This is a genomic window from Sporomusa aerivorans (assembly GCF_041428895.1).
Classification (GTDB): domain Bacteria; phylum Bacillota; class Negativicutes; order Sporomusales; family Sporomusaceae; genus Sporomusa; species Sporomusa aerivorans.
Map to the genome: position 1 here is coordinate 6,277,099 of NZ_CP156926.1, position 19,181 is coordinate 6,296,279.

The following is a 19,181-nucleotide window of genomic DNA, read 5'->3' on the forward strand; positions in this document are numbered from 1 at the left end:
AATTGTTAGCCGCCAAAAAAACGAAATACCTTATCCAGGATATACTCAACCATTTCTTCCCCCGGCAGCTCATTGGCGTTCACAAGCTCCAGATCGAAATCGATACTGGTCAGTTTTACAAAAGGCACCAACTCGTGATTTGTCTGCAGAAAAACCGGAGCGCCAAAGGTATGTACGATGGATTGCTTCCGGCCGACTAAAGCCAGCTCCCGTTGCTTGCCATAGCTGTCGAAGATACCCTGCACCGAATCAAGTAAACGTCCTTGCTCATCATAGAGGAAGGCGTACTTGGGCTGATTGGTGACCTGCACCGGTTCATCACCCAGCCCGACCCGCTGTTTCTCCGCCTTTACCCAGTCTTTGTCAACATTAATCCGTACATTGTCCACAACCTGTTCCACCACATCCTGGGTTACAGGCGGAATTAATTCATAAAGAATAATCCCGGCCGAGGCCGCCATATCTTTAACATCTTTTTGGTACACCGGCTGGGTGATGATAACCCCGACTGTTTGGCCGGGGATATCCCGGATTATTCTCACCATGGCAAACAACGCGGCCAGCGTTGTCGTCTCTCTGGCCTGAATCACAGTCTTATAGGTAATGTCTTCGTCGGCAAACTCCCAAAAGATATCAATCTCGTGAGTCGATGTCCGGCCCTCAATGCTCTCCTTATGCCGAGCAGTAAGGGTTTTCACCGTTTTCTCGCGTGCGATAGCCTCATATATGTCGCGAACCGCTTTTTCATAAAAGTTCTCGTTATTCAATATAACACCACCATAATATACATATTATGCAAGTATATGACGTTCGCCCGTTTTTTCCTGCCGGCCGGCAAAGATTCAGTACTATTACTATGCCCGCAGCCAGCATTAATCACGCCTAAAAATTGGCGTGGTAAATATCCCGTCGTAAAACAAAACTCTTATTGAAACTGCCGGGTTCAGTCCGCTCCTGCTCCCGGGTAAATTGTTCAGACTTGGCGCTTAAGTTGTCGAGATAGTGCAACAACTCCGCTTCCAAAATCATAGGCTCGACAGGACTGCCCCATTCCGGCAAGCCATGATGTGACAAAATACAATGTTTTAAGATTAACCGGAGCTCTTCCTCGAGCCTGGCTTCCTCACAGGCTTCTTCTATCATCTCTATGCCCAGACTGATATGACGCAATAGTTTGCCGGCTTTGGTAAATCCAACCGGCAGTCCCAGTGCATCCACCTCGATCTCCCGGACCTTGCCAATATCATGAATTAGCGCCGCCGTGATCAACAGATCTTTATTGATTTTGTCATTACGGGCGCAACAATCAGCCGCATTCTCGGCGACTTCCAGAGTATGCTGCAGCAAGCCGCCAATATAGGCATGATGGTTTCTTACAGCGCCAGGATGGCGCTTAAACTGTTCCGCAAGCTCCGTATTGGCGCTAAAAACCGCTAACAGCATTTGCCGCAAGCCACCATGCCTGACGCCGGCTATGTAGCCCTGAAGCTGATTCACCATATCGGCAATAGCACGCGGCGCCATCAGTCCCAAGCTCTTTAAGGATTCGTCAATTTCCTGTTGTGCGGGGATCCGCACCGCATCGACAGTGAGCTGCGGACTCTCTTTAAAATAGTCAAGAGCCGCCTCAATGCGCAAAACGCTGTTTTCTTGTAAAACAGTAACTAAATCAGCCGGAATATCCCAATACTTGGCTGGTACATCATAACTCAGATCGCTAATTAGAAAATCTCCGTACGCTTTGCCATTCTTGGCTGTTTTAACTTCAAATTTTGAGATACGGTATATACCGGCAACCCTAAATCCCCTGGGATTTTTCGTTAATTCGCCGAGCTTCATTTTATTCTCCTTAATCCTGCACTTAATTTTATTATGATTAAGTATCTAAGATTCTCGCAATCCTGTAGAAAATCCTTTTCCTCCCAGCCTTGCCCTGTCGAATTGCAGCAATGAACCTGCCGGTATCTTTTATCACCAATAAGCCTTCACCTTTTCACCCTGTCGCTAATATACTATAGCAAGAATAAAAAGGGGGGTATTATGTTGGCTTCTTTCGACAAACTTCTTAAAAATCTGGCCGAAAAAATTCAATCCGGGCTGTTGCCACTGGAACGTATCACCAAGAATCAGGAAATTATTATTGCGCAAAACAAACAGATTATTGATCTGCTTGCCCAGCTGAACGACGACCGCCAGTCCAAAGCCACCGGGGAGCAGACCGACAGTCAATCCTCTGCCGACACCGTCAGCGAGTCAGATCCTTCCCCGGAACAAAATTCTCCGGCAGTGTCCGACAACTAGAATAATGGCACAGAGTACCATAACTGACCTGTGGCTGCACAAAAACACGGTATAGATTTCTACCGTGTTTGTTTATTACCTTGCTCCGCACTTGTAAATATGTCTTGACATGATTAAATAAGTATGCGAAATTTGTAATAAAATCACCAAAGATAGGAGCGGGTACTATGAAAAACCGGTTAAAATTAGAAGAACCCTGTTCAAAGTGCCTGGGAACAGGTACTGTAAACAATATGCCTTGCCCGGACTGCCAGGGAAAAGGGACTATTCTCACCGAGGAAGGCAAAAAAGTTCTGAATTTTTTACGAAGCAGCATAACACTTTCTGAGCACTAAAACACCGCTGCCGCAGCAGCTAAATATTTAATGCCGCACTGCCACGCCCAATAAGAAAACACGGCTATGTTCAGCCGTGTTTTCTTATTGAGTCTTATACCCAATATACTGCATTTTACTAACGCTGCTTAGGGGCAAACTCAATGTAAGCCGTATGGTCACGCTGAATGTCGGTAAACCTGTAAATAGATTCCGGGCTCACCCTTCTGCCGTCAATAATAACCTTTTGGATATGAAAGCCCCGGTCTGGCCGAATAGACAGGGTAGCCGTCTCCCCTTCCCGGACCCGTATAAGACCTGACGGTGTAACCGAACCGCCATAACTCGAACTGACCTCTAACGAATACCAGCGTTGCCCGGCCACAGGGTCATAGCTTTCCGTACCTTGACCAGCCAGCCGTTGTGTATCCTGAGAAATATCGTCGGCTTGCGCGAACGCTGTAAACGTCATACACAACAAGCATATCACAATAGCAATCGTCCGAAACATGTACAAACTCCTTTCATTACATAATACATTTCTAATATATAGTAATTCGCTCCCAGACACTGGATTCCTTTCAGCATCGTCTCCACAACTTCGTTCCTATGCTCTATAGCAAAGCCGCTCCCCCGTTGGAGCGGCTTTGCCGGCCATAAGCCATAACTATTTAAAAATTGCGGAAAGCGAATTAAAAAGTGTATACATCATTAAGATCGCTGTGAAAATGACGAGCGGATGATTGCGAAATCGAAGCAAAGCTATGGATCACCTCCTTGTAGTCAACCTATGATATACTATTCCCAAAACATCCCTATGTTAATCACAGACTGTCGCGGTTAATACGTTATAGCAGCTATTTGGCCCTCAAAATGCTGAAACAATCCTTGCATGCAGCTTTTGCCCCAGCAGCAAGGAATCTTTTTCACATTTTACATAAATTTTACTTGCTGTTAACAACAAAGTTTGAATAATCGGCTACTATGACAACAGTGAGAAAATGGGAGGGATCGATTTGAGTAATCTTATGGATAACATGAACGCTGGCTGTAACCGGCGTGATTTTCTCAAGATGTCGGCAGGAGCAATGGCCGTAATGGCCGCCACATCACTGCCGTTTTCGGTGTCCGCTAAAGCGCCGGCCATTAAAGCGGCCAAAGCCTCACTGCAGGATTGTCTGAAAATGGACCCGGCAAGCATGGCTGAAAAATCGTCCTATGTAAAATCGGCTTACAGCTATCTGCTGCAGACAGCCTCAGAAATTCAGGATAGTCAGCTGCGCCGCTCAACTTTGGAAATTCTCCACAACCCTGCCCCGTGGCTAATGGAATTATATCCGAATGACAATGCCAAAGAACAGGTAAAAGGACGCCTGGTGGCCGCAGGTCTGTTAAAGTCAACAGCTGCCTATGACGAATTTCTGCCGCCGTGTAAAAACCCCGGCAGCTCGGTACTGCCATTCTATGCCGCACCAGGCAGCGGGTATGCCAGTCACCATTCCTATCCCGGCGGACTTGCCACCCATGTGGCGGTAAATGTCAAAGCGGCCCTGGGGTTCTTTGACGCCTATAAAGATATCTATAGCTTTCCGGTAAGCCGGGATATTGTGATTGCCGCGCAATGCCTGCATGATCTTCATAAGCCATGGGTTTTCCAGTGGCAAAAAGACGGCTCTGCCCGTACGGAGTACCCGATTGCCGGCACCGGCTCGCACCACGTACTTAGTCTGGCTGAGCTCATCCACCGCCAGTTTCCGGCCCAGGTAATTGTGGCCCAGGCCTGCGCCCATAATCACCCCGGCACAGCGGATGACGAGCGCGAAGTTGTCAACTGGCTGAACGCCGCCGCAATTTTAGCCAATAAAAATGCAGTCTCAATCGGCTTACTGGCCGAGGACGGCAAGACGTTGCCTATCCCCCGCCGGGCCGAAGGCTTTATTACTCATCTGGGCGATCACGACTGGGTATTATCTGTGCCTGAGGCCAAATGGATGATTGCCAAGCTGCGCGATATTGCCCAAAAAGAATACAACATGACTGACAGCGACCTGCAAAGTCCAAAATTCTACGCTTTCAGGAATTACGTTTTCTCTCAGGCCACACTGGAACAGCTCTATTTAATCTGGACCATTAATGGAGAAGCGGCATTAACCGATACAGTAAAATCCATAGTAGTTCTGTAATAGAGCAAAAAACCCCCGGCGATTAGCCAGGGGTCTTTTTTTGCTCTCTGTATATCGGCTGCTTAGTATCTGACTCCCTGGTTACGCTTGTATCAGGCCACGGAATTGCCTATACTAAGATAAAGTGAAGTAACTGTAAGGGAGGGCAAGCTGTGAAAGGGATTGTACTTACCAAAGAACAGCAGCAAACGGCAGTGGCGGCTATAAAAAGCTACTTTTTAACCGAGAAGGACGAAGAAATCACAGATTTGGCTGCAACCTTATTGCTGGATTTCATAATAAAGGACATCGGACCGCTGATCTACAATCAGGCCTTAAAGGACGCGCATTATTTCCTGACCGAAAAGCTCGACGATCTGTATAGTCTTGAAAAACCGTTATCCGGAAAACGGTGAAGCCAGCGTGTCGTCGTCATTCGGTATACGTCCTACGAAAAATCGCCTCGCCGCTATCCTTGCGTTTTAAGGCTGTCATGGTGCTGGTTTTTCAGCGCCTGATTCATACTGCCCATTTGATAGCCGGCAAGGTCCAGCGTGACATAGGTAAATCCCAGCCGTTTTAACTCACCGGTAATCTCTTTCACGGCAGCCGGATCTGTAAGCACCCCAAACTGTTCCGGCTGCACTTCAATCCGGGCTAACGTCCCATGATGCCTAACCCGGACCTGGCCGGAAAAGAATCTTTTTAGCAATTCTTCGGCCGCTTCCACCTGCCCCAGGCGTTCGGCTGTCACCGGCAATCCATAGGCGATGCGCGAAGACAGACAGGCCGCGCTCGGCTTATTATATGTAGGCAGGCCCCATTCCTTGGACAGGTAGCGAATCTCCTGCTTCGTCAAGCCGGCCTCTAGCAGCGGGCTTCTTACGCCAGCTATCTCCGTAACTGCTTTCATACCGGGACGAAAATCGGCAACGTCGTCGGCGTTAGAACCTTCCAGGACCCATTTGTATCCGGCCTGCTTCGCCCAGTTGGCCAATGCAGAAAACCGCAGCTTCTTACAGTAGTAGCACCGGGCGGCATCGTTGGCGACAAACTCAGGGCTTTTGAGCTCGCTGATTGTGACAAATTTATGCTGAATACCGCTTTGCCTGGCAAAGGCGGCGGCTTGTTCGGCCTCGCTCTTTGGCAGGGTTTCCGAGCAGGCTGTTATGGCTACAGCCTTATCACCAAGAGTTTTCTGGGCAGCGGCGGCCAGAAAGCTGCTGTCCACCCCGCCCGAAAAGCCCACGGCGACACTTTCCATTTGCTGCAACACAGTTACTAGTTTATCCAGTTTTGTTTCCAGTTGGATCATCTATATACTCCATTCTTCAATACAAATTTCTTTACCATATCGTTCACAAATTATCGCATTGTATTAATAATACTGGCCAGCCGTCCTGCGCCAAAACCATTGTCGATGTTCACGACAGCCACCCCGGCTGCGCAACTGTTAAGCATTGATAACAAAGCCGCCAATCCCTGGAAATTAGCGCCATAACCAATACTGGTAGGTACGGCAATGATGGGCTTATCCACAAGTCCGCCCACCACACTGGCTAGAGCCCCTTCCATACCGGCAACAACAATAGAGACGTTAGCCTTACATATTGTCTCACGCTGTGCAAGCAGGCGGTGAATACCAGCCACGCCAACATCATATACCCGCTGTACCTGATGGCCCATGATCTCCGCTGTTACTGCGGCCTCCTCGGCAACAGGCATATCACTGGTGCCTGCCGACAGTACCAGGATGTACCGGTCAGCGTCCGGCTCTTTTTTACTGCGTTCAACCACAATCAGCCTGGCCAGTTCATGATACCAGGCCTCGGGCACTGCTTCTTTAACGGCGGCAAACATTTCTTTACTGGCCCTGGTCCCCAATACATTCGGGGAGCGTTCGGCCAGTTTTTTCATAATCGTTGCCACCTGTGGTATGGTTTTTCCCTGACAGAAAACCACCTCGGGAAAACCTTGCCGAACGGCCCGGTGGTGATCAATTTTGGCAAATTCAATATCTTCATAAGCGAAGGATTTCAGGAACCCCAGCACCTGCTCCAGGGAAATTGCGCCTTCCCGGAAAGATTCCAGCATCCCTCTTATATTGTCTGTATTCACCGTTGCACCTCTTGCGGCTAGATTTACGCGGCTGATACTTGATATTGCCTGCGCGTCAGGCCTTGCGATTTCCAAGCTGCCCCAAACAAAACGGGGCGGCCCTTACATAACGGCGTTGAGGCGGAAAAACCGTTATACACAAGCGGAGGTTAAGCGCCAGCGACCAAGCGGTGCAGAACGGTCTCTCCTCCGGGCATTGAACCTATTTACCCCAATGTTGTGTAAGGAGTTACCGCCTCAAAAAGCGTATACTTTCTAATAATACGCAAAAGGAACTGCCCGGCGGCAGTTCCTTTCTTTTTTATTATACCTTATGCTTTTGCCGCCGCGACATCAGCTTCTTTATTAAAGAATTTGAAATCGGTACGTTCGACAACCAGAGAAGTCAGCACTCCCAGAATAATAGCCCAGAACGGAGCGCCAATATTCAGGATGGATATATTGGTAACAGCAACAAAGAAGGCCACAACAGCGCCTGATTTAAACTGCCCGTTAAAAGCGCCTTTAAAGGCGCTGCCAAACACATCAAACATGGCCAGACCGGCAAGAACAGCACTAAATTCAGCCGGCACAAACTTAACAGCCTCTACAGCAATCTTAGCCGACAAAGCAAAGCAGAACCAGAAAACACCTTCAAAAAACGCCGCAACAAAGCGGAATTCCCGGTGCGGACCTGCCGCCGAGCTGGAGCAAATCGCCGTACTTGGGCCGGCCGTTACTGCCGGATGTGCGCCCAGAAAACCGTTAATCATGGTAGCCACACTGGGTACAAGATACATGGCATTGATGGGCGGCTTATACTTTTCCGCTAATAATACGCCAACGGCCTGGATGTTCTGCACACCGATAACCAGGAAAAATAAGGGCACACTGATATTTAAGATGGCCGGAAGACTGAAACTGGGAAAGGCAAACTGCGGTTGGGCAAACTCCAGACTAATACTTACCGGTTTAATCATGCCGGCAGAATATAAGAGACCCGCGCCGGCAATGATGGCAACAATAATCGGCGGCACTTTCTGGCTGAATTTGCGCATGGACATGGCAATAAAAAACAAGAGGACCATGACGCCATAGATGCCGGGCGTTTTAATCGCGGCATTAAATAAGCCAACGCCAAAACTCATCAGTACCCCGCCGACCATAGCCAGCATAATGGGAACAGGTATATGATCTACTACCTTTTTGATGGCCCCGGTAACCGTAAGCAGCAGAGTGACAAAAGCAACGACCATATAAGCGCCGATGGCTTCACTCAGGGGAAACTGACCTAACAGCTTGCCCAGCATAACAGCCCCCGGGATGGTGTAGGCAATAACAACAGGAATACGATACCTTAGAGACATAAACATGGTAGACAAGCCACCCAGGGCATAGATACCAAATAACCAGGAAACTGCCTGTGCCTCGGTCAGCCCGCCTTGCTTGGCGGCATTCATGACAATTACACCGGGGCCAAGGGTACTAAAAAGCGTGGCTACCAAACCTGTCCCCACTGCAGCCGCAGTGATATTGGACCAGAGAAGTTTCAGGCTTTCCCTGAGGTCATAACCCTTTTCCAAGATCATTCCTAGATCTCCTCCTAAATTTAATTCTATAGCGTATAAGAAGATACTGTTACGTCACCTGTCAGACCTGAAACAATTGCCGTGGGAAACAGGTAATCACTTCATTATGATTATCCTCAACGTAAATACAATCGGTAATGCGGGGCCCGCCGCCTTCTTTACGGTAAATAGTCGGCAGCAGCAAATCCACTACCATCCCTGCCTCAATGACATCTGTGCGTCCTTTGCCAATAATAGGGTAAAACTCTGATTGCCTGATACCTACCCCGTAGCCGGCAACATCCAGATACTGCTTCTCCAGACCGGCGTCGGCAATAATGCTTCTGGCAGCGCCATCCACTTCATGGGCTGTCGCACCGGGTCTTAAAGCCGCCTCGGCGGCCGACTGCGCTCTTAGCAGTATCTCATGCGTTTCGTAATAAGCGGCCGCTACCTCGCCGACCGCTATGGTGCGGCACATTTTGGCGCAATAGCCCTGGCAGGTAGCGCCAAGATGAACCACCACAACTTCACCGTTACCGATGATTTTTTCACTGGCGCAGGGGTGAGTGAGCATAGTACGCTCACCCGACACTACCTGCGGCCGGAAAGGAGAGCCGCCGGAACCGGCTTTCAGCATAGCATACTCAGCTTCGGCCAGCACCTCAATTTCCCTGACCCCGGCTCGCAGCGAACGAATAGCCGCCGCCATGCCTGTTGCCACCATCTGCCCGGCCTGGCGCATAAAGGCTACTTCCCCGGCATCCTTGACCGCGCGCAAACGATACAGCAAATCACTGGCATTTACAAACCGCTCTTCCGGAAATACTTTACGCAAACTGTCATAGACGCCAAAGGCTACAAAATATCGCTCAAAGCCGATTCGCGGCTGTAAGTAGCCAAACGCTTTTATCTGTTCGATACACTTGTCGGCCAGACTTCCTCCCGGGAACTGGTAACCGTATGTGGTAAGTCCCGATTCCTGCCGGACATAAGCGGCATCCAGCCATAAGGTGACTGCGCAGGCCTCTCCCTGACGGGGTATCAATACAGCCAGGCACTCAATCTGAGTAAGACCGGTAAAATAGATAAGGTTCTCCCGGTTATTAATAAACAAAACATCAATATCATGCTCATTCATCATTTGCTGCGCTTTTTCGATACGCTGCTTAAACACCGGCATCATGACCTGCCCCCTATTTTTACGACTGTTTGGTCTTGGCTAAATCAATAGCCACATCAATAATTAAATCTTCCTGACCGCCAACTGTCTTACGGCGCCCCATCTCAATCAGGATATCCCGGGCATCTACCCCGAATTTCTCAGCCGCGCGCTGCGCGTGCAGCAAAAAGCTGCCATAGGCCCCGGCATAGCCGATAGCCAGCGCGGCATTACTGATAACCTGCGGCCGCTGCATGATGGGCTCGACCAGTTGCTCGCCCACATCCATAATAGAATACAGATCGATGCCGCTTTCGTAGCCAAGCCGTTTAAGCACAGCCACTAAAACCTCCAGCTGGGTGTTGCCGGCGCCGGCTCCCAAGCCCCGTACAGTACCATCGACAATACTGGCGCCGGCTTCGATAGCCGCCAGCGTATTACCTACAGCCAGGCCCAGGTTATTATGCGCATGAAAACCGATCGGTAATTTTATGGCTTCCCGTACTGCCGTGATGCGTGCTTTCACCTCACCCGGCACCATGGCTCCGGCCGAATCGGTAACATAGACGGCATCTGCGCCATAGCTTTCAAATAACTTGGCCTGCTCGGCCACTTTTTCCGGCGGCGCCATATGGGACATCATCAAGAAGCCGATGGCTTCCAAGCCGTGCTTCTTGGCAAACTCGATATGCTGGGCGCCCACATCGGCTTCAGTAACATGGGTTGCCACCCGCACAGTCTTAACACCGTAAGTCATAGCCGCTTCCAGGTCCTCGATCGTGCCGATGCCGGGTATCAGGAGGACGTCGATTTTAGCCTTTTTCACCGCCTTGGCGATGGCGGCCAGGTATTCTTTGTCGCTGGCGCGGGAAAAACCATACTGAAGCGAGGAGCCGCCAAGGCCGTCGCCATGTCCCACCTCAATAGTATCAACACCTGCCGCATCCATTCCGGCGGCAATTTGGGCCATCTGTTCAGGAGTGAGCTGGTGGCTGACGGCATGCATGCCGTCCCGTAAAGTTGCATCTATAACACGAATTGTTTTCATTATGACACCGCTCCTTCCTTGTACTGTGCGTAGCGTTCGCCTACCGCTACGGCCGCTGAAGTGATAATATCCAGATTGCCGGAATAAGTCGGCAGATAGTCGCCGGCGCCGATAACTTCCACCATAGCCACGACCCTCTCACCGTCAGCGTAAGGAACTACTTTCAACCGGTAACCCGGTACATATTTTTGTACATCGGCAACAATTTTTTCTACCGATGCAACAATCTCGTCAATTTTGCCGGTATCGCACTTGGCATAAATGGTATTGCGCATAAGCACAGGCGGATCAGCCGGATTGAGAATAATAATGGCTTTCGCCTGTTGAGCGCCGCCAACAGCCACCAGGGCATTGCGGGTGGTTTCAGTAAACTCGTCAATATTGGCTCTGGTCCCGGGACCGGCGCTGCGGCTGCTGATGGTTGCCACGATTTCGGCATAGGACACAGGCGTCACCCGGCTGATGGCATGAACGATAGGAATTGTGGCCTGTCCGCCGCAGGTAATCAGATTTACATTCATAACCGTCCCTAAATTTTGCTCCAGGTTAACAGACGGCACTACATAAGGTCCTACAGCAGCCGGGGTAAGGTCAACAGCAAACACCCCGGCATCCTTGAGCAACGGGGCATGATATAAATGCGGTTTGGCCCCGGTGGCATCAAAGCAGATATCCAGATCTTTTACAGCCAGAACTCCGTTGATACCTTCGAGGGAAGTATCAATTCCTTTTGAGCTGGCAATTTTAAGTCCTTCGGACTGTGGATCTATCCCGGAAACGAGGACGACCTCATGGTACGGACTTCGCAATAATTTGATCATTAAATCAATACCGATGTTTCCTGGTCCGATAATGGCACTTCTTAATTTTTTTCCCATGTTGTCACTTCCTGATTTTATTTTATGAATCGCACGCCTACTGTTCCCAGACCGTCAAAGGTGGCGCGCAGATTATCTCCCGCCGCAACCGGACAAGCTGCGGTAAACGAACCGGACATGATGATTTCGCCGGCCTTCAGAGGAATACCATATTGCGCCAGTTTATTAGCCAGCCAGACAACCGCGTTGGCGGGATGTCCCAGTACTGCGGCCCCGGCGGCGGTTGTTACCACTTCACCGTTTTTCTCCAATACCAGCCCCATATAGCGCATGTCCAGACTCTCCACCGGTACAAGCGCACCGCTGACTACAATCCGGCCAATAGACGCGCCGTCGGCGATGGTGTCCTGAATTTTAATTTTCCAGTCTTTGATCCGGGTGTCGATAATCTCGAACGCCGGCATAACTCCGGCTGTGGCTTTGAGAACCTGGGCCAGAGTGATTCCCGGCCCAACAAGGTCTTCTTTCAGCACAAAGGCGATTTCCGCCTCCACCTTGGGGGCAATGACACTCGCCAGCGAGATATCTTCACCTTCTAAGATCATCATACGGTCTGTTATATAGCCATAGTCAGGTTCAAATACTCCCAGAGCCGCTTGCATGGCCTTGCTGGTAAGACCGATTTTCTTGCCGACAATGGCATGGCCGTCGGCTATTCTGAGATTCATGCCTGCCAGTTGAACCTGATAAGCGTCTTCGTTTGTTATTTCCGGATAGCGGGCGGTCAAAGCCTCAATCGGTGTACGGCTGGTTTCGGCAGTATATAATTCCTGGGCCAGCTTAGCAAGTAGTGCTTTATCCATACTATCAACTCCATTCTAATGATGATGTTGGCCGTGCCAGTGCTTGTGGCGCAGCTTATCCCTCAGGATATGGGCAATGTCGTTGGCCAGATTGTTTTTCTCAATAGGCTGGTGGGCATAGCAGTGGTTTTGTAACGCGGCGCCGGCAGCGACCACCTCGTCGTGGGGACCGGGCAGACTGACAAAGGTCGTCAGGCCGCTCTGACCTACAGCGATACGTACCCCTTCTTTGACATGACGCCCTGTACCAACCTGAAACTTCACAATCCAGGGAGTAGCTGCCTCAGAATCCATTCTGGCCAGAGCTTCGACACTGAAGTCTTTGTCTTCGGCGCCTACTCCGCCAGTGGTAATCACAAGTCCAAAGCCCCTTTCGGCTGCATCCCGCAGTTTGTGGGCGATTACACTCACATCGTCTTCCAGAATACCGCCAAACTCGGCTTTATAGCCCTTAGATTGCAAGAGTTCTATTAAATAGGGTGAATTGGTGTCTTCAATCATGCCGTTTTTGACTTCAAAGCCGGTGGCGTAAACCAGGGCCCTCCCCAAAACGGCGCGGGTAATCTCATCGGCGACCGCTTCCGTCCGTTGGGCGATTATTCCGGCATCAGCTTCTTCACAACCGATAAGCCCCATAATACCAGCCGAATCGACATAAGCATCCGATGTTAATTCCAGTCCGTCAATAGCGGCCAGTTCATACAAGAGCGCCTGCTCTTTGCCGATTATCTGGCGCATGTCAATACTTTTCGCCAGAATATCCAGACAAATATGGTCATACCGGACATCAACAACCAGTACCTCCCTGACAGGCAAGCCGAGAACCTTGGCCACAACTTCGGCAACGCGGGTAAGATTGACACTTTGCAGGTTGAGACCATATATTTTTAGTTCTGTTTTTTCCAGCAGATTAAGATCCATGGCTCATCACCCCTGTACTTCCAGCTTCATATCCAATAACGGCGCATCCAGGATGGCTGCGCCTATATCCAGCATATCAATGCCGTGCCCCTGTAAGCTGGCAATGTCCTCAATTTTGACCCCTTTGGCGAACGCCAGCTTTACTTTATCACGACAACCGGCCTCGATCAGCACTTTATTGACAATGGCGACATCCTCCTGCCGGCCGGTGTCTACCATCAGAATGCCTGCACCCCAATGATAGGCAGCCAGAGCCTCGGCCCCGATATCGCCTGTTTCTCCCTTGATCTGGATGGCTTTTACTTTGTCGGTAATATGACTTACCGACTTTAAAGTAGCTTCCACACCGCCAAGCATGCGGACAAAGTTTTTATCAAGATAAAGAAAGGGTTCATTGGTAATCCTGAACATTGCCCCGCCGGCGGCTACAGCTTCCCTGACAATATGCTTGATCTCATGCGGCATCTTTTTCCAGGCGCCACAAACGATGTTGATACCCGGGCCGGCAGCCTCAACAGCCCGCCTGGCAGCGGTGGCCAGACCGGACGGCTTGGCCAGGAAACCGACAACAAACTCTTCGGCAACGGCTATTTGCTTAGGTGTGCCAGTAATTACGACAAGCACCTGGCCGGCTTCAACCTGCTCCCCATCAGCAACCCGGATATCTGCCGCAATCGTATTTTCAGCCAGAAAGGCCTGCAGGCGTTTTACGCCTGCAATCACCCCCTGACGCTCAGTCAGAAGGTGCGCGGTGTATTGCCTGCTGCTGATGGTGGAAAAAATGGTATCCCTGATATCCTGCTGAATAATAGCATCCGCCCGCATGTTAACCACTCCTGCCTAAATTTTTACGCCACGTTGTTTAAGCCATTTCGGCATAAGGTCTTTGTCTACCCGTTCAGAAACAGCCGGAGCTTTGGCAATTAAAAGGTCGGCCAGGCTTTGGCTGACATTGAGTCCGCCCATGGCGCCGTCAAAGATAATGACTTTATCGGTTTTAGCGGCCTTATAGGCAAAATGCATGGCACTGTCCAAATTGTCAGTCACGGTGGCATAATCCATATACTGCAGGTTCTGGGGATCGGAATTGAGGAGTTCAGCCTGTTCCTGTCCCACTACCACCGTCGGGATGTGCTCGGTGAAAAAGGCGCTGGGATAACCGCCCCAGGCGTAGTTATGCACCACCATTTTAATGGCGGGGTTGACAGGTACAATATCGTCGATCAGCGGCTTACCGGCCTTATTATAGAAGGCTTCGGTATACCAGGTATACGAAGGCAGGTCATGGTCCAAATCAAATAAATCGGTATTGGCGCCTACAAAGTTGGCATAAATAACACCGGCGGCAAATACATACGGTACCGGGCAGGGGAAGTCCAGTCCGACGATGCATTCATCCACTTCACCCAGCAAAGTCATAATTTTGCCGTAATATTTGAGGCCTTCGACAGTCAATTGATCATTGAGGACATAAAGATCGTTTTCGGCCACTACACCCACTACACCGCTGGGAGACATATTCAAAAAGGCGGCAAAGGCAAACTTGCTTTTTACAAACTTGGATTCAAAAATAGCCCTGGCAGTAAAGTTAGCACCGCGCGGCCCCATATTCCAGTGATACGTCGAGCGGGTCTCTATGCGGGCATAGGACATGCCAAACGGTTTAACGGCCCTGTCTACCTGCCGGTGGAAGTGAACCTCCCGGACATCGCTGTTATGCACATGGACAATCCAGTCGGCATCATACACAGCCTTGATGCCATACAGGGTACCGATCTCGGTTTCAATGGCAATTCCTTCATCAATAGGCGCCATGCCGCGCGCCTTTCCCTTATAATGTTCATCCAGCTTGTAACGCTTAATATATTCCTCAGTCTCTCTAAAGCGGAGACCGACGCCGGCGCGCAGGCGAATATCCTGGGTTCCGGTCCGCTCAGCAATCACATCCCGCACAACCCGCAAAAGTTCGGCGTAGGGCTCACCGCCCAGCAGCGTAAATCCGTGATGAGAAGCCAGAACATTAACCGATTGCCCGGGTTTAATCATCGATAAGTCAACGTTGCTGAGAGCGGCTTCAGCCGCCTTACGGACATTGGCGATACCGCCCTCACCCGGATAAATAACAGCAGGTGTATCGGCAAACAAATCGCTGATCATCAAGGATGTCATTTCCGGATACTCGGCTAAACGTTTTTTTACCAGTTCAGGGGCGATGCCATACTGGGATGCGCGGGGAGCTAACGGTGTAATAGCTGGTCTTTTCATTATGCTTTCCTCCCTTCAGGCTTGGCTTCGACAACCTTGTTTAAGAGCTTAATATCCTCCTCAAAATAGAAGCCGCGTGAATTGTACTTTGCTTTTACATCTTCGGGAATATCCCAGATAGTGGGCGTCAAACCATACCATTGATAGCCGTTCGGGCGTTCCGGGTCAATACCGGCTGCTTTCAGCAAGCGCAGCACCGGCTGGATGCATTCCACCTTACAGCCCATGCGGATACCGGTATCACGGGAAAGCTCCTCCGGCGTTTTAGCTCCCTTAAGGATAGCACCGGCAACTTCTTCGGCCCGGGTAGTAGTGCAGTAGCAAATAATCTGCTCAGGATTAAGCTTGGCTTTTAGACAGAGGCTGCTAATTTGTTCATAAGGCACATCTGTGATATCGACAGATACCGAATAAGGCTCGGCCAGTTTTACCATTTTTACGGCATACACCGGACAGCGTTGTTCACAGCCGCCGCACCCCCGGCAGTCACTTTCTTTCACAATGGCTTTCTTGTTCTCAATGCTAATGGCCAGCGAGGGGCATACTTTGGAACAAATACCGCAGCCAATACATTTGTCCATATCCACGACAGATTTCAGCGAAATTACTTTCATTCTTCTACCTCCTTGTTTTTATAAGCCTAAACTCCGCATTTTCTAAAGTCCCCTGCAGTTCTTTGACATTAACGCTTAGAAGCCAGTAAAAAAGCGGAGTCTGATAACAATGACAGTTACTCCTGATAACCATTTTTCAAAATCGAAATCTCTCCCGTATGCGGCTCAAAAATCAAGCCATGCACAGGCACATCCACCGGTATTAAGGGATTATTCTTTATTTTTTCCACAACCTGAAGTACATTATCATGTGGGTGATGGAAATTATCAAGCCAGGTTTCCAAATTATCCTTTATCATTTTAATGGCATCATAGGAAATGCCGCGCCGGCGCATTTTTTCGATAATAGCCTGGGCTGTCGAATGTGCTACACCGCAATCCTCGTGCCCTATCACCATAATCTCCTGAATACCGAGTTCGAATATGGCGATAACCAGACTGCGGATGGTGGCCTCAAAACTGCCGGTTACCGAATTACCCGCATTCTTTATTACCACAGCGTCTTCTCGCTTAATCCCCAGAGCCGGTTCCAAAAACTCTACCAACCGGGTATCCATACAGGTTAAAATTGCCAGTTTCTTGCGCGGAACCTTACTGACGTTCTCGGCAGCCAGTTTAAAGTTCTCAGAAAGATTCTGTACAAAAGCCTGATTAACTATCTGCATTTGCTCCAACGCGGTCATTTTCCCGATACCTCCTCAAATCAACTTCTTGTATACATCGCCGTCAATAGAAGGACACTTATTCCGGAACCGCCTCAATCATCAGCTTCTTAGAGGCCGCTATCATATGCTGATAGACTTCTTTAAGAGGAATATTATGTTTCAGGGCAATCGTTTTACAATCCTCATATTCCGGGGATACATTGAGCACCTGGCCAGCCAGTCTGCCAACTTTTACCCGAGCTTGACCCCAAGGCGTTTCGAGGGAGATGATTTCTTTTTCCAGATGAACCGTATCACAATCAATGATCCGTACCCCAAGCGTACTTGTTTCCCGCAGGATTACCCTGGCAATATCCGCTATTTTATTTGCTGCCGCCAGCACGGATAGTTTGGTTCCCGGCCTCCCTTTCTTCATCATAATCGATGTTAAGTAGGCGTCATGAACGCCCGGATGATTAAGAAGCCGCTCAATAACATAGCCGTAAATTTCCGGATTCATATCATCAATATTGGTCTCGATGATTTTTGCCTCATGGCTGGCTGCTTCCAGCCCGGCGCTCATTGTCCCCATATACAGGCGCACAACGTTAGGTATCTCCAGGTCCATGCTGCCGGCGCCGTAGGCCACTTGCTCTATGGAAAACCCTTTGGGCAAAGGTCCGGAGACTTCAGCCAGACAAGCCACCACAGCCGCGCCTGTCGGTGTAACAAGCTCCCCCTTTATTCCCTCGCTGTAAAACGGAATTCCTTTTAATAGCTCGGCTGTAGCCGGCGCGGGTATGGGCATCCGCCCGTGGCTGCATTTTACATAGCCTGAGCCGACATGCAGTTCTGAGGTGAAAATATGTTCTATACCTAAGTACTCCAGGCCAATTGCAATGCCAACAATGTCAACAATCGAATCAATGGCTCCCACTTCATGAAAGTGAATTTTGCTCTCCGGAACACCGTGTACTTTTGCCTCAGCTGCACCCAAACGGTTAAATATTTTTATAGCTTTCTGTTTAACAGTATCTGTAAAACTGCTCTCACTAATAATCTTGTGAATATCATGCAAATTACGGGAGGGCTGAAACCATTGTTTTGCTTCCACATTAAAATATCTGGCTTTAATCCCGCGTTTGATGACTTCTTTATCAATAAGCTTATAAGACGTAACCGGCAATTTAGCAAGCTCCGCCCGCAAATATTCGATAGAAAGCCCGGCATCTAATAGCGCCCCGATCATCATGTTGCCGCTAATACCCGAAAAACAGTCTAGATATATCGCCTTCATACACACCTCTTACGTTCTTTTGTTCTATATTGTCGAACATCGTTCGATAATATTACTGTACTGATTAAATACGACATTTTTCGCAAGATTCCTGCTAGTACGATAAGTGTGCTTTAATTAAATGCTCTGAAACTTTAATTCAGGCCAAGGCATTCCCTCTCCCGGAGAAGAGGGGCCTTGCACCGTTTTCATTAAATAACGGCGCAAGTTTACCTTTTACAACAATTTGCTAATTTCCTGTAAACGGGTGGCCGTCTCAGCAACAGCCGTACTCGCTTGATTGATCTCGGTAACGGCCCGCGCCTGTTCCGCAGCCATGGAGCTGGTATGCTGAATCTTATCGTCGACATTTTTTACCCGGCTGTCGATATCCTTAAGGATCTGATTTACTTTGGTAACCGCTTCGGTGCTGCCGGTAGCCAGCTTTTTCACTTCTTCGGCCACCACTGAAAATCCACGACCGGCTTCGCCGGCCCGGGCAGCCTCAATAGCGGCGTTAAGCGCAAGCAAATTTGTCTGGGAAGCTATATTTTTGATCATCTGATTCATCTCATTAACCATTTTGATTCCCTGAATTAACATCTGAGTAGATTCCGCCAAAGACTGCATTGCCTGTTCGGTATTGGCGGCATAATTTACAATTTCCTGAATGGCTGCCGCAACTTCTTGCGAGGTCGCTGATAAAACTTCGGCACTGTCGGCTACCTGAGCCTGTTTCCCGCGACTCCTGGCAATGGCAATACAGCCTGCCGGTTTCCCCTCCTCAACCACAGGGAGGGCAATCGTACGAAAAGGCATACCGTAGACTTCCTTGGGAACAAGCCTGTCAACAAGGCTCCCGGTATCTACACAAACTCTGCCGCCGCTGCCCGGAGCCAGCGCATCCCCTACTTTGGCCTTATAGAAAGTAAATTCTTCAGGTGTATGCATAGTGACAAATCGTTCGGTATCCGTTGTAAAGAGCACGGCCTCTTCGCCCATGAGTACAGGCAACACATCCAGCAACAGCTCAAAAGCCCGTTTTTGTTCAATTGTTAGGTTTTGCATTGCATACAACTCCCCTGTAAATGGCATGAACACAGGTCTTACTGCTTATTGTTATTGTAA

The 19,181-nt window shown here is 49.5% G+C and carries 21 protein-coding genes; 4 read left to right on the forward strand and 17 right to left on the reverse strand.

All coding sequences use genetic code 11. The annotated features are described in order from the left end of the window. Positions 1-5 precede the first annotated feature (5 nt). Together SATMO3_RS29985 and SATMO3_RS29990 are read right to left on the reverse strand one after the other, a co-directional pair. Complete coding sequence (locus SATMO3_RS29985; RefSeq protein WP_371375148.1) at positions 6-767, reverse strand: hypothetical protein; 762 nt, start codon at positions 765-767, stop codon at positions 6-8. A 115-nt stretch (positions 768-882) separates the two neighbouring features. After that, on the reverse strand, positions 883-1,839 hold the full coding sequence (locus SATMO3_RS29990; RefSeq protein WP_371375150.1) for a 3'-5' exoribonuclease YhaM family protein: 957 nt from the start codon (positions 1,837-1,839) through the stop codon (positions 883-885). A 201-nt stretch (positions 1,840-2,040) separates the two neighbouring features. Here SATMO3_RS29990 and SATMO3_RS29995 point away from each other — a divergent pair, with 201 nt between their 5' ends. Further along, positions 2,041-2,301 carry a hypothetical protein gene (locus SATMO3_RS29995; protein WP_371375153.1) on the forward strand — a complete coding sequence of 87 codons (261 nt, stop codon included), beginning with the start codon at positions 2,041-2,043 and terminating at the stop codon, positions 2,299-2,301. Positions 2,302-2,468: 167 nt separating this feature from the next. Then, positions 2,469-2,636 (forward strand): hypothetical protein, encoded by a 168-nt coding sequence (locus SATMO3_RS30000; RefSeq protein ID WP_371375156.1) that lies wholly within the window; start codon positions 2,469-2,471, stop codon positions 2,634-2,636. 118 nt (positions 2,637-2,754) lie between these two features. Here the strand turns inward: SATMO3_RS30000 and SATMO3_RS30005 are convergent, their stop codons facing one another. Then, entirely contained in the window at positions 2,755-3,126 is a 372-nt protein-coding gene (locus tag SATMO3_RS30005) for a hypothetical protein (protein WP_371375158.1), read from the reverse strand. A 505-nt stretch (positions 3,127-3,631) separates the two neighbouring features. Between SATMO3_RS30005 and SATMO3_RS30010 the strand changes: the two genes are divergently transcribed. Continuing rightward, positions 3,632-4,798 carry a twin-arginine translocation signal domain-containing protein gene (locus SATMO3_RS30010; protein WP_371375160.1) on the forward strand — a complete coding sequence of 389 codons (1,167 nt, stop codon included), beginning with the start codon at positions 3,632-3,634 and terminating at the stop codon, positions 4,796-4,798. 152 nt (positions 4,799-4,950) lie between these two features. Next, a complete protein-coding gene (locus SATMO3_RS30015) occupies positions 4,951-5,193 on the forward strand; it encodes a DUF2164 domain-containing protein (RefSeq protein WP_371375163.1) in 243 nt (80 codons plus the stop codon). A 53-nt stretch (positions 5,194-5,246) separates the two neighbouring features. Here the strand turns inward: SATMO3_RS30015 and larE are convergent, their stop codons facing one another. The 14 genes from larE to SATMO3_RS30085 all read right to left on the reverse strand — a co-directional run bounded on the left by larE (position 5,247) and on the right by SATMO3_RS30085 (position 19,121). Continuing rightward, positions 5,247-6,092: an ATP-dependent sacrificial sulfur transferase LarE gene (gene larE / locus SATMO3_RS30020; protein WP_371375166.1), complete on the reverse strand. Its 846-nt coding sequence runs from the start codon at positions 6,090-6,092 to the stop codon at positions 5,247-5,249. Positions 6,093-6,142: 50 nt separating this feature from the next. Then, positions 6,143-6,895 (reverse strand): nickel pincer cofactor biosynthesis protein LarB, encoded by a 753-nt coding sequence (larB, locus tag SATMO3_RS30025; RefSeq protein ID WP_371375169.1) that lies wholly within the window; start codon positions 6,893-6,895, stop codon positions 6,143-6,145. 311 nt (positions 6,896-7,206) lie between these two features. After that, entirely contained in the window at positions 7,207-8,463 is a 1,257-nt protein-coding gene (locus SATMO3_RS30030) for a benzoate/H(+) symporter BenE family transporter (RefSeq protein ID WP_371375172.1), read from the reverse strand. Between the two features lie 61 nt (positions 8,464-8,524). Next, a complete protein-coding gene (locus SATMO3_RS30035; RefSeq protein ID WP_371375175.1) occupies positions 8,525-9,628 on the reverse strand; it encodes a M24 family metallopeptidase in 1,104 nt (367 codons plus the stop codon). Positions 9,629-9,644: 16 nt separating this feature from the next. Beyond that, positions 9,645-10,652 carry a 4-hydroxy-2-oxovalerate aldolase gene (dmpG, locus tag SATMO3_RS30040; RefSeq protein WP_371375178.1) on the reverse strand — a complete coding sequence of 336 codons (1,008 nt, stop codon included), beginning with the start codon at positions 10,650-10,652 and terminating at the stop codon, positions 9,645-9,647. Beyond that, positions 10,652-11,530 carry an acetaldehyde dehydrogenase (acetylating) gene (locus SATMO3_RS30045; RefSeq protein ID WP_371375181.1) on the reverse strand — a complete coding sequence of 293 codons (879 nt, stop codon included), beginning with the start codon at positions 11,528-11,530 and terminating at the stop codon, positions 10,652-10,654. Before SATMO3_RS30045 ends, dmpG begins: the two co-directional genes overlap by 1 nt. 17 nt (positions 11,531-11,547) lie before the next feature. Then, complete coding sequence (locus tag SATMO3_RS30050; RefSeq protein ID WP_371375184.1) at positions 11,548-12,333, reverse strand: 2-keto-4-pentenoate hydratase; 786 nt, start codon at positions 12,331-12,333, stop codon at positions 11,548-11,550. Between the two features lie 15 nt (positions 12,334-12,348). Continuing rightward, entirely contained in the window at positions 12,349-13,254 is a 906-nt protein-coding gene (locus tag SATMO3_RS30055) for a molybdopterin-binding protein (RefSeq protein ID WP_371375187.1), read from the reverse strand. A gap of 6 nt (positions 13,255-13,260) precedes the next feature. Next, positions 13,261-14,079, reverse strand: a complete 819-nt coding sequence (locus tag SATMO3_RS30060; RefSeq protein ID WP_371375189.1) for a hypothetical protein — start codon at positions 14,077-14,079, stop codon at positions 13,261-13,263. A 15-nt stretch (positions 14,080-14,094) separates the two neighbouring features. Further along, a complete protein-coding gene (locus SATMO3_RS30065; RefSeq protein ID WP_371375192.1) occupies positions 14,095-15,519 on the reverse strand; it encodes a hypothetical protein in 1,425 nt (474 codons plus the stop codon). Next, positions 15,519-16,133, reverse strand: a complete 615-nt coding sequence (locus SATMO3_RS30070; RefSeq protein ID WP_371375194.1) for a 4Fe-4S binding protein — start codon at positions 16,131-16,133, stop codon at positions 15,519-15,521. Before SATMO3_RS30070 ends, SATMO3_RS30065 begins: the two co-directional genes overlap by 1 nt. A gap of 116 nt (positions 16,134-16,249) precedes the next feature. Then, complete coding sequence (locus SATMO3_RS30075; RefSeq protein ID WP_371375197.1) at positions 16,250-16,816, reverse strand: beta-class carbonic anhydrase; 567 nt, start codon at positions 16,814-16,816, stop codon at positions 16,250-16,252. A 58-nt stretch (positions 16,817-16,874) separates the two neighbouring features. After that, a complete protein-coding gene (larC, locus tag SATMO3_RS30080; RefSeq protein ID WP_371375200.1) occupies positions 16,875-18,074 on the reverse strand; it encodes a nickel pincer cofactor biosynthesis protein LarC in 1,200 nt (399 codons plus the stop codon). Positions 18,075-18,290: 216 nt separating this feature from the next. Then, the gene (locus SATMO3_RS30085; protein ID WP_371375203.1) at positions 18,291-19,121 is read right to left on the reverse strand and encodes a methyl-accepting chemotaxis protein; all 831 of its coding nucleotides are present in this window, start codon (positions 19,119-19,121) and stop codon (positions 18,291-18,293) included. Positions 19,122-19,181: the final 60 nt, after the last annotated feature.

Coding starts and splice junctions, on each gene's coding strand:
- SATMO3_RS29990 (WP_371375150.1), bottom strand. CDS start 1,839: ATGAAGCTCGGCGAATTAACGAAAAATCCCAGGGGATTTAGGGTTGCC.
- SATMO3_RS30065 (WP_371375192.1), bottom strand. CDS start 15,519: ATGAAAAGACCAGCTATTACACCGTTAGCTCCCCGCGCATCCCAGTAT.
- SATMO3_RS30035 (WP_371375175.1), bottom strand. CDS start 9,628: ATGATGCCGGTGTTTAAGCAGCGTATCGAAAAAGCGCAGCAAATGATG.
- SATMO3_RS30005 (WP_371375158.1), bottom strand. CDS start 3,126: ATGTTTCGGACGATTGCTATTGTGATATGCTTGTTGTGTATGACGTTT.
- SATMO3_RS30030 (WP_371375172.1), bottom strand. CDS start 8,463: ATGATCTTGGAAAAGGGTTATGACCTCAGGGAAAGCCTGAAACTTCTC.
- SATMO3_RS30000 (WP_371375156.1), top strand. CDS start 2,469: ATGAAAAACCGGTTAAAATTAGAAGAACCCTGTTCAAAGTGCCTGGGA.
- SATMO3_RS30060 (WP_371375189.1), bottom strand. CDS start 14,079: ATGCGGGCGGATGCTATTATTCAGCAGGATATCAGGGATACCATTTTT.
- larE (WP_371375166.1), bottom strand. CDS start 6,092: ATGATCCAACTGGAAACAAAACTGGATAAACTAGTAACTGTGTTGCAG.
- SATMO3_RS30070 (WP_371375194.1), bottom strand. CDS start 16,133: ATGAAAGTAATTTCGCTGAAATCTGTCGTGGATATGGACAAATGTATT.
- SATMO3_RS29995 (WP_371375153.1), top strand. CDS start 2,041: ATGTTGGCTTCTTTCGACAAACTTCTTAAAAATCTGGCCGAAAAAATT.
- dmpG (WP_371375178.1), bottom strand. CDS start 10,652: ATGAAAACAATTCGTGTTATAGATGCAACTTTACGGGACGGCATGCAT.
- larC (WP_371375200.1), bottom strand. CDS start 18,074: ATGAAGGCGATATATCTAGACTGTTTTTCGGGTATTAGCGGCAACATG.
- SATMO3_RS30050 (WP_371375184.1), bottom strand. CDS start 12,333: ATGGATAAAGCACTACTTGCTAAGCTGGCCCAGGAATTATATACTGCC.
- SATMO3_RS30055 (WP_371375187.1), bottom strand. CDS start 13,254: ATGGATCTTAATCTGCTGGAAAAAACAGAACTAAAAATATATGGTCTC.
- SATMO3_RS30085 (WP_371375203.1), bottom strand. CDS start 19,121: ATGCAAAACCTAACAATTGAACAAAAACGGGCTTTTGAGCTGTTGCTG.
- SATMO3_RS30075 (WP_371375197.1), bottom strand. CDS start 16,816: ATGACCGCGTTGGAGCAAATGCAGATAGTTAATCAGGCTTTTGTACAG.
- SATMO3_RS30045 (WP_371375181.1), bottom strand. CDS start 11,530: ATGGGAAAAAAATTAAGAAGTGCCATTATCGGACCAGGAAACATCGGT.